General features: G+C 40.9%; 14 protein-coding genes and 2 pseudogenes. 12 read left to right on the top strand and 4 right to left on the bottom strand.

Annotation, left to right across the window (positions count from 1 at the left end; all coding sequences use genetic code 11):
• Window positions 1-4: 4 nt before the first annotated feature.
• The 5 genes and pseudogenes from MAE_RS08390 to MAE_RS08370 form a co-directional block, all read left to right on the top strand.
• Window positions 5-1276: pseudogene (locus tag MAE_RS08390) on the top strand (HsdM family class I SAM-dependent methyltransferase); the annotation flags it as partial.
• 277 nt (window positions 1277-1553) lie between these two features.
• Window positions 1554-1859 (top strand): hypothetical protein, encoded by a 306-nt coding sequence (locus MAE_RS08385; RefSeq protein WP_012265190.1) that lies wholly within the window; start codon window positions 1554-1556, stop codon window positions 1857-1859.
• Window positions 1860-2098: 239 nt separating this feature from the next.
• Entirely contained in the window at window positions 2099-2368 is a 270-nt protein-coding gene (locus tag MAE_RS08380) for a hypothetical protein (protein WP_002756830.1), read from the top strand.
• A 428-nt stretch (window positions 2369-2796) separates the two neighbouring features.
• The gene (locus tag MAE_RS08375; RefSeq protein WP_012265189.1) at window positions 2797-3465 is read left to right on the top strand and encodes an energy-coupling factor ABC transporter ATP-binding protein; all 669 of its coding nucleotides are present in this window, start codon (window positions 2797-2799) and stop codon (window positions 3463-3465) included.
• A 73-nt stretch (window positions 3466-3538) separates the two neighbouring features.
• Window positions 3539-4099, top strand: coding sequence for an NYN domain-containing protein (locus MAE_RS08370; RefSeq protein ID WP_012265188.1), 561 nt, complete (start codon window positions 3539-3541; stop codon window positions 4097-4099).
• Window positions 4100-4318: 219 nt separating this feature from the next.
• On the opposite strand, the gene sfsA is transcribed toward MAE_RS08370, so the two are convergent.
• Window positions 4319-5038 (bottom strand): DNA/RNA nuclease SfsA, encoded by a 720-nt coding sequence (gene sfsA, locus MAE_RS08365; RefSeq protein ID WP_012265186.1) that lies wholly within the window; start codon window positions 5036-5038, stop codon window positions 4319-4321.
• A gap of 863 nt (window positions 5039-5901) precedes the next feature.
• Between sfsA and aroC the strand changes: the two genes are divergently transcribed.
• Together aroC and MAE_RS08355 are read left to right on the top strand one after the other, a co-directional pair.
• On the top strand, window positions 5902-7002 hold the full coding sequence (gene aroC / locus MAE_RS08360; protein WP_012265184.1) for a chorismate synthase: 1101 nt from the start codon (window positions 5902-5904) through the stop codon (window positions 7000-7002).
• 13 nt (window positions 7003-7015) lie between these two features.
• Window positions 7016-8218: a glycosyltransferase family 4 protein gene (locus MAE_RS08355; protein ID WP_012265183.1), complete on the top strand. Its 1203-nt coding sequence runs from the start codon at window positions 7016-7018 to the stop codon at window positions 8216-8218.
• Between the two features lie 259 nt (window positions 8219-8477).
• Here the strand turns inward: MAE_RS08355 and MAE_RS08350 are convergent, their stop codons facing one another.
• Window positions 8478-9068, bottom strand: a complete 591-nt coding sequence (locus MAE_RS08350; RefSeq protein WP_012265182.1) for a Uma2 family endonuclease — start codon at window positions 9066-9068, stop codon at window positions 8478-8480.
• Window positions 9069-9144: 76 nt separating this feature from the next.
• Here MAE_RS08350 and MAE_RS08345 point away from each other — a divergent pair, with 76 nt between their 5' ends.
• The 4 genes from MAE_RS08345 to MAE_RS08330 all read left to right on the top strand — a co-directional run bounded on the left by MAE_RS08345 (window position 9145) and on the right by MAE_RS08330 (window position 11865).
• A complete protein-coding gene (locus MAE_RS08345; RefSeq protein WP_002756821.1) occupies window positions 9145-9429 on the top strand; it encodes a hypothetical protein in 285 nt (94 codons plus the stop codon).
• Entirely contained in the window at window positions 9426-9845 is a 420-nt protein-coding gene (locus tag MAE_RS08340; RefSeq protein WP_002799496.1) for a type II toxin-antitoxin system VapC family toxin, read from the top strand. Before MAE_RS08345 ends, MAE_RS08340 begins: the two co-directional genes overlap by 4 nt.
• Window positions 9846-9924: 79 nt before the next feature.
• Window positions 9925-11481: an AAA-like domain-containing protein gene (locus tag MAE_RS08335; RefSeq protein WP_012265180.1), complete on the top strand. Its 1557-nt coding sequence runs from the start codon at window positions 9925-9927 to the stop codon at window positions 11479-11481.
• Between the two features lie 111 nt (window positions 11482-11592).
• Entirely contained in the window at window positions 11593-11865 is a 273-nt protein-coding gene (locus MAE_RS08330) for an AbrB/MazE/SpoVT family DNA-binding domain-containing protein (RefSeq protein ID WP_012265179.1), read from the top strand.
• Window positions 11866-12047: 182 nt separating this feature from the next.
• On the opposite strand, the pseudogene MAE_RS08325 reads toward MAE_RS08330, so the two are convergent.
• A pseudogene (locus tag MAE_RS08325) lies at window positions 12048-12426 on the bottom strand (Uma2 family endonuclease); the annotation flags it as partial.
• Window positions 12427-12813: 387 nt separating this feature from the next.
• Window positions 12814-13308 (bottom strand): hypothetical protein, encoded by a 495-nt coding sequence (locus MAE_RS08320; RefSeq protein ID WP_012265177.1) that lies wholly within the window; start codon window positions 13306-13308, stop codon window positions 12814-12816.
• 455 nt (window positions 13309-13763) lie between these two features.
• Here MAE_RS08320 and MAE_RS08315 point away from each other — a divergent pair, with 455 nt between their 5' ends.
• Window positions 13764-14594 carry a hypothetical protein gene (locus MAE_RS08315; RefSeq protein WP_002798321.1) on the top strand — a complete coding sequence of 277 codons (831 nt, stop codon included), beginning with the start codon at window positions 13764-13766 and terminating at the stop codon, window positions 14592-14594.
• Window positions 14595-14642 lie beyond the last annotated feature (48 nt).

Below are 14642 nucleotides of genomic sequence, written 5' to 3'. Positions count from 1 at the left end.
ATTAATGCGTGAGTTAAAATATATAGCTGAAACTCCACTGAATCATAGGAAGGATTACGGTCAGTTTTTTACACCTGTGTGCGTTGCTCGCCTCATGGTACAGTGGGTTTTGAAAGATAATCCAGAAACAGTATTAGACCCAGCGTTTGGCTTAGGCGTTTTTTATGATGAAGCAATAAAAACACCTTCAGGTAATCAAGTACATTTCATTGGATATGAGATTGATAGAAATATATTTGAGTTTCTCAATCGTAATGGTGACAGTCCTTATTTGAGAGTTATCAATAGTGATTACCTCGAAGCTGAAACTGAAAAATTTGACGGTATCATTTGTAATCCACCATATATGCGATTTCAGAAATTTCTTAAGCGTCATGATATATTACCAAAAATTGAAGAAAAAATAGGGAAGAAACTTATCGGTTACTCTAATATCTCTTCCCTATTCCTTGTCAAGTCTTTAAGAGAACTTAAAATCAATGGTAACTTGGCGTATATTATGCCTTTTGAATTTTTTAATACTGGCTACGGAAAAGAAATCAAAAAAAGTCTCCTTGAAAATCATTTATTGAAGCAAATAATAATCTTTGACAATGAAAAAGAAATTTTCCCAGAGGCAACGACAACTGTTTGTGTGCTTCTTTGTAAAAATGACGGAAAAAAAGAAACCATTAAAATTTTACAGATCAAAAAAAGTGATGAAATAGATAAAATATCTGATATTAGTAAATTCTATCAGTGGGAAATCGAACCATCGAATTTACCATACAACCAAAAGTGGACACCTATTATTTCATCATTGTTCACTGAACAAGTATCTCCAAATGGCTTCTGTAAGTTGTCCCTATACGGTACGTTTACGAGAGGTATTGCTACTGGCGCAAATGAATTTTTTGCGTTAAAAAAATCAAAAATTGAGCAACGGAAGTTGAGTGATAACAATATTTGTAAGTGTATTACAAAAAGCTCTCAAATCCGCAAATTAGTATTTACTGAGCATGATTTTAATATACTATACAATGAGGATAAGCCAGTCCATTGTTTAGATGTAAAAGACCACGACAACTCTGAAATACGAAATTACATAAAAGAAGGCGAAAAATTGGGATATCATGGGAGGTATCTTACAAAAACAAGGAAGACCTGGTACAAAATTGAAAATAGAAAACCAGCTCCAATTTTATTCGGTGTCTTTAGCAGGGGCAGGTTAAAAGTAATACGCAATTTCACAACAGCAATAAATTTTACCTGCTTTCATTCCTTTTATCCAAATAGGGTTTGCTGAATAATGGTAAAACCCTTTTAAAATAAGGCTTTTGACCTGTTAAAATCCGATGTTCATGCTGCGAAAATCGGATTGGGACCATCAAAAACCTTGCATTATCCTTAATTTAGTACATCAGTTGGTACAAAAAAGAGAGGGCAACAAAGCCTGAAACTCCCGACGACCGGCTACTGACGACCGGCTACTGACTCCTAACCCCACCAACAAACTTTTTCAGCAAACCCCAAATAAATTAGGACAACAATTTATTAATAAATTGTTTGTGTATTTGCTGAGTGATATTGGACAGGAAATAATAAAAATCAATAAACGAAGTTATGGTGATGAATTAGACAAGTTTGAACCAAGGGATTTGAACGATAGCTTATGTCCAAGCCAGAAACAATTTGAAATGATCAGTGATGAAGATGCTGAAGAAGTAATTAGTATTGCACAAAATGATCACAAAAAAGCAATTCTCATGAGTAATGCTCTGATCAAAAGACTTATGGACTCCCAACAATGCGCTGCACCGGACGGCAATTCCGCTGCGCTCCATAGCGCGATCGCTATCGATGCAGGGTGCGTTCCCTAATCTGGCTCCTACTGCTGCACCGATAGATTTTTGGGGAACGCACCATGCTCATTCATTCAAACAAGTGATTTCCAGCTAACAACGCCTCTGCACACCAACTGCCGAGAGTTAATCGGTGATAGTGAACAGCAATCAGTGAACTGAAAACTCACATCTGATCACTGATAACTGATCACTGACTTCTCAACCCCTGCTATACAATGGTTTTTGACTTGTTTTTTGGAAGGGAACGCTAAACCATGTATTCGATCGATATTACCCTGAAACTCTCGCCCATCCCCATTTCCGTGCAGCGCAAGGAAGAAGCAGCAGCAGACGCTTTGTATCAAACAATTATTAACGCTATGCGATCGCCTAATCCCGAATTATTAGAATTAACCTGCGAAAAACAAACCGATAAAAAGGTGGCGGTTTTGAGCGATCAGATCAGTGCGGTGATTGTTTCACAAAAATCCGGGGCTGCCTCCACCGGTAGAGCGCCGGGGTTTGTCGCTTTAGCCACAGAATAGTTCTTTAATCAGTTATCAGTGAGCAGTAATCAGTAATCAGTGACAAGAAAACGGCAAGCGCCTACATAACACTTTCTACTCAAAACTCAAAACTCAAATCTGATAACTGAAAAGGCTGACAGCTAAAAAACTGATAACAAGGGCCGAATCTAAAACCCAATTGGTTAAGCTAAAAGCTTTGATGCACTTAGTTTCTAACCTTCTTTTTAGGCAGGAGAATTGCCAGATTCTTTCTGGGAGCCTCTTGCCGTCAGAAGCTGATAACTGATAAGTAGTCGGACATAAATTCTGTTGTCTATCTTAAGAAATGTAAATTGCCGCAATTCCTACTGACGACCGGCTACTGACTCCTGACTCCTTACCCCACAGTTAACTTTACTTTTGTCCAACTATTTAACTGATAACTGATAACTGATAACTGATAATTCATGACTATAAAAGTAACAGACCTCTGCTTTAGCTGGCCGAATGGGAAATCAGTATTAAATGGCTGCTCTTTGCAAGTTCCCAGAGGAGAATTTTGGATGTTGTTGGGGACAAATGGCAGCGGTAAATCAACCCTGCTGCGGCTCTTAGCGGGATTATTAAAACCTAGTCGCGGGGAAATAGAGATACCTAACCCCCTCGGTTTTGTTTTTCAAAATCCCGACCATCAGTTAGTGATGCCAACAGTGGGGGCAGATGTGGCTTTTGGGTTGGTATCCGAGGGTTTATCCACGCCGGCAATTCGGGCGCGGGTGCGGGAATCCCTAGGGGCGGTGAATTTATTAGAAATGGAAAAACGACCGATCTATGCTCTCAGTGGCGGACAAAAGCAAAGAATCGCCATTGCGGGGGCTTTAGCTCGTCATTGCGAGGTTTTGCTCTTTGATGAACCCACCGCCCTTTTGGATGGTGATACCCAGCTAGAATTAGTCTCTCAAGTGCAGAAATTGGTCAAAAACCGGGGGATTACGGCCCTTTGGGTGACGCATCGCCTGGAGGAATTGGATTACAGCGATGGAGCATTTTTATTAGAGGGGGGCAAGGTAACGGATCGGGGAAATCCCCTAGACTTAAAAGCGAGATTATTGGCCAGTGCGGCGGGAGAATCCTAAATTTTTTGTTAATATCATTAAGATGCTGTTTTTTAGAACTGCCCTTAATGCCACACGAATTACTCTCAAAGCCATGCTTAATTCTTCTGATCGTTCCCTTCTGCTGGTTGACGGCTACAACGTCATCGGCGCTTGGCCGTCCCTGAAAAAAATCAGCGATCGCCACGGTCTCGAACCGGCGCGAGACAAGTTAATTGAAACCCTAATCGGTTACACCCACCATCAGGGTTATCAAACCCAAATCGTCTTCGATTCCTACCTTCAAGACACCCCCGGCAGCCAAGAACGCTACACTAACCATTTATCGGTTTATTTTACCGCTCACGCTCAAACCGCCGACACCTATATCGAGAAAACCTGTGCCGATTTTTGGCACGATCGCGCCCCAGCTATCGGACGCATTATCGTCGCTACTTCTGATAATGCCCAAAAAATGACCGTTATGGGTTATGGGGCCCAGTGGATTTCCGCTCAACGTCTGGAAATCGAGGTGGATTTAACCGGTCGTCGTCTGAGAAAATCCCAGAGTTCTTCTCAAAGTCCCAAAGGGCGTTTTTTATTCCATTCTCTCGATGCTCAGGTGCAACAGAAATTAGAGAAAATGCGCCACGGAATTAGTTATCAAAAACCTTGACAAATTACCTCAAATATGTATCGACAAAATCCCCATTAGAGGCACAGGTAACTGTGTCTCTAAGCTTTTCAAGGTCAGTTGCGGTCTGGGGGATTTTGTCAAAAGCCGGCCGATCTAATACCATTTTTCTTTATTCGCGTCACAACGAATACAGGCTTGGCAAGCATTCGAGCGTGGATGTCTGTCATGGATTTAGAAATTTGGTATAAACTACTCGTTTCACAGCTGCAATTCTGCTAAACCTAAATAATAAATTCCCGTGGGTGTCACTTGGAAGCGACAGGGTAAAACTTTGACTCCTTTAGCCACTGCTTGACGCAATAACTGCCCGTATTTAGTATCCTTACTATCCCCCGGAGCAAATCGGTAACAATCACCCCGATTAATAAAGTAGAGCATAATCGCCTCCGCTGCCGGCAATAAAGCCATTAATTCCTGTAAATGCTTCTGTCCTCGCGTGGTGACAGTATCGGGAAAAAGTGCCGTTTCTCCCTGATTCCAAGTGGTATTTTTGACCTCGATATAGGTGAGGGAATTATCCCCATGGGTCAAAAGAAAATCAATTCTACTGCCATTATTTTGACCGTAGGCCACTTCCGATCGCACCTCGGTTTCATTTTTGACCAAATCGGGAAAAACTCCTTGCAACAGGGCATTTTTCACCACCTGATTAGGAAGATTGGTATTAACTCCCACCCAAGTCTCCCCCAGTTGAATCATCTCCCAGGTATAAGCTAATTTTCGCTTCGGGTTATCACTACGGGAAAGATAAACCGGTTGACCCTCTACGCATACATCCGTCATCGGTCCGGTATTAGCGCAATGGGCCGTAATTAATTCTCCGTTGTCCAGTTGTATGTCGGCAAAAAAGCGTTTGTAACGTTTAATTAAAATACCCTTGACAAGAGAAGGATAAGTGTGAACCAACAAGGAAGTCATCAAATTTCTGCCGAGGAATATAAGGTAAAGAATAGCCTTTTTTTGGGAGCTTAACCTGAAGACAGGAGACCTTTCAGTTATCAGTGAACAGTGATCAGTAAACAGTAATCATCGGAAATTTTGGGTCTGAAACCCCGCCGTTCTAGGTTGGCTTTACGTTAGAATTAAAAGGCCAGTCTCGAAAACCAAGTGGACGGCGCAGCACCTTGAAAACTCGGCTTAGGGGGTTCCGACCAGAAAAGCTTGGCCGGGTAAAAAGTCGCGCGCAACAAGTACAAGAAGCTATAGGCGGTCAACGTACCGTGGGACACACGGAATCGGGCTTCTGAAATGGGGCGAAAGTCTGTGGACTCTGTGTAAGACAGTACATGGTTTTTTAACTGTGGTATGCGACGGTGGTGGAAGCAGAAACTTAAATCGTGAGGTTTAGGAATCGCCGCACTTTTAGGGCGGCGAGGATGTCAAACTATTTTCCTTTATTCGTAGCAGGCATTTTACTCTCTTGGGTTTGGTGGGTAAAATGTATTCTAAAATACATTCCTGCTGGCGAGCAAATGGAACGAACCACAAAGACACAAAGGACACAAAGATTGATCGGTCTTATATAAGTTAAACTTATCACACAAAGAATAAGAGAGCCGGCATTTTACTCCCCTCTCCCTTTGGTTGTGGGGGTAAGGGAAATTAACCATCTCTGCGATTACTTTTGAAAAATGGCATCAGTGACAAGAAAACGGCAATTTTCTACTTAAGACTGTCCACTAAAAACTCACATCTGATCACTGATAACTGATAACTGATCACTGATAACTGATAACCGCTCAGGTACAATAAAACCTTGAGGCTTAATAGACATTGAGATTATGGGTAACACTTTCGGACGACTATTTCGGGTTTCCACTTTTGGAGAATCTCACGGGGGTGGGGTAGGAGTGGTTATCGATGGTTGTCCCCCGCGCTTAGAAATTTCCCAAGAGGAGATTCAAATCGATTTAGACCGTCGCAAACCGGGACAAAGCAGAATCGTGACCCCGCGCCGAGAAAATGACATTTGTGAGATAATTTCGGGCGTTTTTGACGGCAAAACCCTCGGTACACCGATCGCTATTTTAGTGCGGAATCAGGATGCTCGTTCGCAAGATTACAACGAAATGGCCGAGAAATTCCGACCTTCCCATGCGGATGCCACCTACGAAGCAAAATACGGCATTCGCAACTGGAAAGGAGGAGGCAGATCTTCGGCCCGGGAAACCATCGGCCGGGTGGCCGCAGGAGCGATCGCTAAAAAAATACTTAAATCTGTCTATAATGTCGAGATTATCGGCTATGTGAAGCGAATTAAAGATCTTGAGGCAATCATCGACCCCAACACCGTCACCCTCGACGAGGTGGAAAGTAATATAGTGCGTTGTCCCAACGGGGAAACGGCCGCCAAAATGATCGCCCTGATCGACCAAATTCGCCTGGATAAGGACTCGATCGGCGGTGTGGTGGAATGTGTAGCCAGAAATGTGCCGAAAGGTCTAGGAGAACCCGTTTTTGATAAGCTAGAAGCCGATTTAGCTAAGGGGATGATGTCCTTACCCGCGAGTAAGGGATTTGAAATCGGATCGGGATTCGCGGGAACCTTCTTAACCGGCAGCGAACACAATGACGAGTATTTTATCGATAATAACGGGGAAATTCGCACCACTAGCAATCGTTCGGGGGGCATCCAAGGGGGAATCAGTAACGGTGAAAATATTATTATCCGCACCGCTTTTAAACCGACCGCGACTATCGGTAAAGAACAAAAAACCGTGACGCGCAGCGGAGAAGAAACCACCCTGGCAGCCAAAGGAAGACACGATCCTTGTGTTTTACCCCGAGCGGTCCCCATGGTCGAAGCGATGATGGCTTTGGTATTATGCGATCATCTGCTCCGTTTTCAGGGACAATGTACGATTAGCGATCGCTTTTTCTAAACCTTTACCTGCGATGAAATTTTTATTCCTTCATTCCAATTTTCCCGCCCAATTTCGCCATTTAATCACGGTTTTGGCTCAAGACCCCGGAAATCAAGTGATTTTCGGCACTACCAGGCAAGAGGGAGAGATAGCGGGGGTAAAAAAATTTATTTACAAGGAAAGTCGCGCTGTTTCTCCCCAAACCCATCATTATGTCCGTCCCCTCGAAAGTGCGGTTTTGCAAGGTCAAGCGGTTTATGCTGTTTGCCAACAACTGAAAAATCAAGGATTTTATCCCGATATTGTCTATGCACATTCTGGCTGGGGGCCAGGCCTATTTATCAAGGATATTTTCCCGAAAACTAAGTTTTTAGCCTATTTTGAATGGTTTTATCATGCCCATGGTTCCGATGCTGATTTTGATCCGGCGGATCCGCTTAATGCTGATGCCGAGGCCCGGATTAGAATTAAAAATGCCCCGATCCTCATCGATCTGGTCAGTTGCGATCGAGGTTTATCGCCGACTATCTGGCAAAAACAACAATTTCCCCGCGAATTTCACTCTAAACTCACGGTTTTACACGATGGCATCGATACGGACTATTTCTGTCCCCGTCCCGATGTGCAGTTAGTCATTCCAGAGATAGGTTTAGATTTATCCGGTGTTAAGGAGATTGTCACCTATGCAACCCGGGGAATGGAACCCTATCGCGGTTTTCCCCAATTTATGACGGCTGTTTCCCTAATTTTAGCCCGTCGGCCTAACTGTCATGTGGTGATTGTCGGGGAGGATCGGGTTGCTTATGGGAAAACTCTACCGGACGGCAAAACCTATAAACAATTGATGTTAGAAAGCCTTTCTTTGGATTTATCCCGGGTGCATTTTACCGGTTCTCTGCCCTACGGTCAATATAAACAGGTTTTACAGGCATCGGCCGCCCATATCTATCTTACTCGTCCTTTTGTGCTTTCTTGGTCAATGTTAGAGGCTATGGCCATGGGTTGCGTCGTGATTGGTTCCGATACTCCCCCCGTGCGAGAATTAATTACTGATGGGGAAAATGGTTTATTAGTGGATTTCTTTTCTCCCCAACAAATAGCCGATCGCGTGGATGAAGTGTTAGATTATCCCCAGGGTTGGCAAAATCTGCGTTTAAAGGCCAGGGAAACTATCAAGCAACGCTACGACCTCAAGCAATGTTTACAGGATCATCTAGATTGGTTATTGAGTTGATGAAATGAGAGCATTTTCAAAAAAATACTGTCTTTTAAAGGATTAATATCGCTATTAAATCCTTTCTCTGACAATCCTAATTCCTTCCCAAGCAGGAATATTACCTGCTCGTCTTTCTTCTAATAATACGGAGGCGATGAAACGGTTAAAAACTTGTTCCCTTTCGCTGGAATATTGAAAATTTAATTCTTGGCATTCTGCAACTGTTAAGTTAACCCATAATCTTTAGATAGGCGGAAAAAATCACCATTTTATATTGTTATGTTGATTCAATAATTTTTATCCCTGCTCTAAATTCCCGCAGTGCTTGAGCATGATTTTCTGTATTAATACAGCGCATCAATAAACCTACATCTAAACTCGGTAAAAGTTGCGATTTACTAACAGCTTCATATCCCTCATTTCCTAAACTATAAAACAATAACTCATCATTCATCCAAAACCAAACTTCGGGAATTTGTAAGCGTTTGTATGCTTCCAGTTTATCAATTCCTCCACTACTAACAACCACCTCAATCACTAAATCAGGATGTTTTCTATTGGCTCCCAACTCATAGGATTTATCACCTTCTCTTTTAACCTTTTCAAATTCATTTTCTAAGGTGACAGAACCAGTAGGAGTAAAATCTAATCCCAAAAATTCTAAATAAATTTCTAGTAAAGCACCAATACGTTCTTTGATAGTTTCGTGTTTTTTCCCTGGCATTTTTCTAATCTCCAAAACTCCATCTAAAAAAGATAACCTTAACCCTGGGCGATCGATTAGCTGTTCAACAGCTTTAAATTCTCTCCAGGTTAAGTCACTAATTAAAATTGGTTCTGCTTCTCGTTCGATGAGTGTAGTTATCATAATTTAAACCCAAATTTAGAGCGTGAATTTTGTTCACTATGATATGATATAAAAACAGAGTATCATAAAAAACATCATGCAAGCATACAAACTCAAAGGAAAAATTGATCAATCTGGTAACTTGCTGATTACCGAACCCCTGAATTTACCCCCCGGAAATGTGGAAATTGTAGTTTGGGCAGCCACAGATACCCTTGATCATACCACAACCCCAACCACTGAACCAGCACCAGAAGCACCAAAAAGAAAATCTAGGATCAAAGCATTTCAGGGTTTATTTGAAAATGCCCCTGCCATTCCGGCAGACTTTGATCCAGATCAAGCTAAATATGAATATTTAAAGGAGAAATATAACCTGTGAAAATCCTGATAGATACTAATATCATTATTGATAATGCCTTAGAAAGAGAACCTTTTTGGAATGCAAGTGAACAAGTTTTATCACTAATTGAAAAAGGCACAATTGCAGGTTATATTTCCGCCTCAACTTTTAGTGATTTGTATTATATTATCCGTAAGGCAAGAGGTCGAGATTGGACGCTTACTTATTTAAAGCAGTTAATTACTTTTTGTCAAATTGCTACAGTAAATCAGGATGCAATTATAATGGCTTTCACAACCAATTTTCAGGATTTTGAAGATTCTATTCAATACTCTACCGCGGTAGTTAATAAATTGGATGCAATTATTACCCGTAATCCTCAAGATTTCCCCATTGTCACACCACGAATTATCACTCCTGAACAATTAATTGCCGAATTAACCAACTCTCATTAGCAAATTTAGTGGTTTTAATAATGTATCGGGAGCATAAAAAATGTCTAAACTTAAAGAGTTCATCTATTACCAAAATTCTATGACTCGCTGGTTTAATATTGCAGGTCCCTGTTCAGACGATATCCACTATATGCTCTCTCCCACAGTCAGATTACCAGATTTAGAGGAGTTAATTCAACAACGTAGTTACTTTGTCCTTCACGCACCACGACAAACAGGGAAAACCACAGCAATGTTATCCCTAGCAAAACAACTTACCCATACTGGAAATTATGCCGCAGTCATGGTGTCAGTGGAAGTAGGAAGTGCATTTAATCATGATCCTACTGCCGCAGAATTGGCAATTTTAGGGACTTGGTATAATACAATTCAAGATAGATTACCTACCGAATTACAACCAGCTGCTAAACAATGGCAACAGGAAGAACCAGGAAGCAGAATAAAGGCTTTTTTAAGAGGTTGGTCAAAAGCGATAAATCGTCCCATAGTATTATTTATAGATGAAATCGACTCTTTACAAGACCAAACATTAATTTCTATTTTACGACAGTTAAGAGATGGTTTTCCTAATCGTCCAGAAAATTTCCCGACCTCAGTAGGATTAATTGGTTTACGAGATGTGCGAGATTATAAAGTAGCATCTGGGGGTAGTGATAGATTAAATACATCTAGTCCTTTTAATATAAAAGTTGCTTCTCTGACTATGAGAAATTTTAATCTTGCAGAAGTAGGAGAATTATATCAACAACATACAGCAGCAACAGGACAAATTTTCACACCAGAAGCTATCGAAACAGCGTTTGATTTAACTCAAGGACAACCTTGGTTAGTCAATGCTTTAGCTAAAGAAATTGTAGAAAAAATGGTAAAAGATAGAAACATTGCTATTACCAAAGAACACATTTTAACAGCCAAAGAAATATTAATTGCTCGTCAAGATACTCATTTAGATAGTTTAGCGGAAAAACTCAGGGAAAAACGAGTGAAAAATATTATTGAACCAATTTTAGCAGGGCAAACATTACCTGATACTTTAGCAGATGATAGGCAATATTTAATAGATTTAGGATTATTAAGACGTGATCCAATGGGGGGATTAGTTATTTCTAACCCCATATATCGTGAAGTAATTCCCCGCGTTTTAGTCCAAGGAACTCAGGATAGTTTACCTTTAATTAGTCCTAGTTGGTTGACGGCAAAAGGTGAATTAAATATAGATGCTTTATTAACAGCATTTCTCAAATTTTGGCGACAACAGGTCGAACCATTATTAAGTAGTGCTGCTTACCATGAAATTGCCCCCCATATTGTATTAATGGCTTTTTTACATCGTGTGGTTAATGGTGGGGGAGTTTTAGAAAGGGAATATGCAATTGGTAGTGATAGAATGGATTTATGTCTGCGTTATAAAGATGTAATTTTAGGGATTGAATTAAAAGTATGGCGGGATAAAAAACGCGATCCGCAAGCTGATGGAATTGAACAATTAGAATCTTATTTAAGACGTTTAGGTTTAGATTTTGGTTGGTTATTTATCTTTGATAGACGGAAAAATGCTTTACCAATGGAAGAAAGGTTATCAACTGAGGTTGTGCTGACGGAAAATCAATATAGAATTACTGTGATTCGGGCTTGAGTGTTTCCAAAACTCACTGTTTGCGTTACATTTCATTAACGCACCCTACAGGATTAACTTTTAGAATTTTGCTAAACTAGAAATAGATAGAAAACAAGGAAATATAAAGCTATGACAGTTGCTAATTCATCACTTTCTCAACAATACATACTTGATATTGAACCAGAAGGACGTTTAACTTTACCCCAAGAAATCCAACAAATTCTTAATTTACAATCTGGAGATAGATTAATCTTAACTCTGGAAGATAGCGGCAACCTCCAATTAGTCAGCCTCAAACAACAAGTTAAAAAATTAAGAGGTTTATTAAAAGATAAATCACCTGATAGAAATTTAGTAGATGAACTTATTCAAGAACGCAGACAGGAGTATTTAAGTGAATAAATTTGTGTTAGATGCTGCTGCCTTTTTAGCTTATCTTAGAGATGAACCAGGAGCAGAAATTGTAGAAAATGCCTAATACTTTTTAACAACTGAACATTTGGAACTGCATTCAAACCAGTAATAAGGTAGGTTACATTTGACATTTTACATTGTACTCTTTACTCTTTACTCTTTACTCTTTACCAAAGTTCGGGAATTTGTAAGCGTTTGTATGTTTGTATGCTTCCAGTTTATTAATTCCTCCACTACTAACAACCACCTCAATCACTAAATCAGGATGTTTTCTATTGGCTCCCAACTCATAGGATTTATCACCTTCTCTTTTAACCTTTTCAAATTCATTTTCTAAGGTGAAAAAACCAGTAGGAGTAAAATCTAATCCCAAAAATTCTCAATAAATTTCTACTAAAGAAGCATTTTTCTAATCTCCAAAACTCCATCTAAAAAAGATAACCTTAACCCTAGGCGCTCGATTAGCTGTTCAACAGCTTTAAATTCTCTCCAAGTTAAGTCACTAATTAAAATTGGTTCTGCTTCTCGTTCGATGAGTGTAGTTATCATAATTTAAACCCAAATTTAGAGAGTGAATTTTTCTCAACATGATATCAGATAAAAGTTGTTAGGGTTAGGAGTCAGTAGTCAGGAGAATTAAGAATGAATAATAAGCAATTGAATGGTCTATTTACAGATTTTATGCCATTTAATCCTTATTTTTGAGGTTTTTGAACCCTCAAAAATTAATTATGCAAGAGATCTTATCTAAATGATACTAAATCCCTTGAGTATAGGCTACTTATGAGGAGAGGCACTCATGCAAGAGGCAATCATGCAAAACGGAGAATAAATAATCAGTTTTTAATAACCAGATTTAGTATTACTTGTTAATACTGCACACTTAAAACTCAAATCTGATAACTGATAACTGATAACTGATAACTGATAACTGTCTTACTCAGCCTTTACCAAACCCTGAGAGCGAATACAGGCCTGTTCCCAGCGACAATCGGGATTAACTTCCACCGGTTTGAGTCGCGCCCAGATTTCGCCTTGAGCATCGGCATAAAAACTATCGATAATAGCGGCAATACGATTACCAAAAGGTTCGGTAATGAGGACAGAATCGGTCAGATTAAATACTTCGCCATTGGCTCCCGTCGCTTTTTCGATGACGGGAATTTCTGCTTTGGGAATTGGTTTTCGGAATAGAGGAGCCGAATCGGAACGGGGACGGAAAGGAGATTTTATCTCGCTACTGACTGATTTTACCGTTTCTGCGGCTGGTTTTTCCTCGATGATTTCTGAAGGGGTTTCCGGGGGTTTGGGGGGTACTGCGGCCCTAGAACCCTTTTTAATAATTTGTAGAGGTTGTAGGGGAGGAGTGGCTTTAATTGGCTCTTCGGGGGGTTCAGGGGTGCTAGGGGTTTTCTTCGGGGGACGTGGCATGATACGACAAGGAAAATAAAAACTATAGAATTATTGAAGCACATCGAGCCGCTAACCCGCTCGACCGATGCTGGTAAGCTTAGACGCACTTACATTGCACTTTAATATCCTGGAACGCCTTGTAGATAGGGATACGAGTAGGAAACTTAAATGCGTCTAAGCTTATCAATTTTGCTGTGGCTAATTCTTCCCTGGCCCTAGGGCCAGACACCCGCACTACAGCTATCTACGAATTAGTCGATTCCCCTCTACCCTCCAACTTATTGAAAAAAGTTCTCATTAAGTATTGACAAAAATTCCTAATAAGCTTATAGTTATTTATAGTGTTCTCCTCTTAAGGATCGGCAGTGGAACCGCGCGGCAGTCTCTAACAATGCGGTTCCCATTTTTTTTGGGGAACGATAGAAGGCTTTTAACGTCTCTAAACTTCTAGGTTTCCTCATCCTTTGGCTTTTATGAACGATAATTCCGACCTGTACCTCGATCATCTCACCCATGCGGATACTGTCATTACTGCTGAAATTGTCGAGCATGAGAGTCAATCAACAGATGAGACAGATTGGGCAGCTCTATCCTCTCATTTACGTCAACAAAATCAAGAATTACAAGCGGAGATCTGGCGACGGGAGCAAGCTCTCGGGGAACTGCGATCGCAGTTAGCCGAGCAACATCGTCGCTGGCAAAGTTGTGATACCCTAATCCAGCAGCAAAACGAGGAACTGCAATACGAAAAGCAACAATTACAGCGAGCTTTAGGGGAAATCGAACAGTATCGTCAAGCAGAACAACGGCAACCGATGATTATTGCCAATTTGACCGCAGAATTGACCCGCACGCGTCAACAATTAGCCCGTTTAGAGCGAGAATGTGCCTTAATTCAGGAAAGTTATCAGGAAAAAAGCCAAAAACTCTGCAACTATGACCAGCAATTGCAGGAATTACGCACCCGTCTCCAACGTCAGCAACGCTACACCCTCCAGTATAAAGCGGCCTTGGCCCAGTATTTCCAGCGCGGTAGCGATCGCAATTCTCCCCCGGATTTAGCCATTGTCGCCAAGGCAGCCGCGATCGAGCCTTGGTCTCAGACAGAGAATCAAGAAAGGGATGAAGTGGCTCCCATCGATGAGTTTTTAGCGGAATTAGAGACAATTGAGCCAGTAGAATCCTTAAATAAGAAAGATAGGGATTGGCCCGCACCTATCATCTCCCCTTCCCCGAAATATTCCTCTTTTCGGGTTGATTTGCCCACTTTTATTAAATATCGCCAAGAAGAAAATAATTCCTGAACAACAGAAAGAGAGCCGGCGACTGTCCATGTTTCGTCTCGGCTCTCT

Source organism: Microcystis aeruginosa NIES-843 (assembly GCF_000010625.1).
GTDB classification, from domain to species: Bacteria; Cyanobacteriota; Cyanobacteriia; order Cyanobacteriales; family Microcystaceae; genus Microcystis; species Microcystis aeruginosa.
The sequence above is the reverse complement of the archived record's forward strand: the minus strand, read 5'-3'. Positions and strand labels throughout refer to the sequence as shown.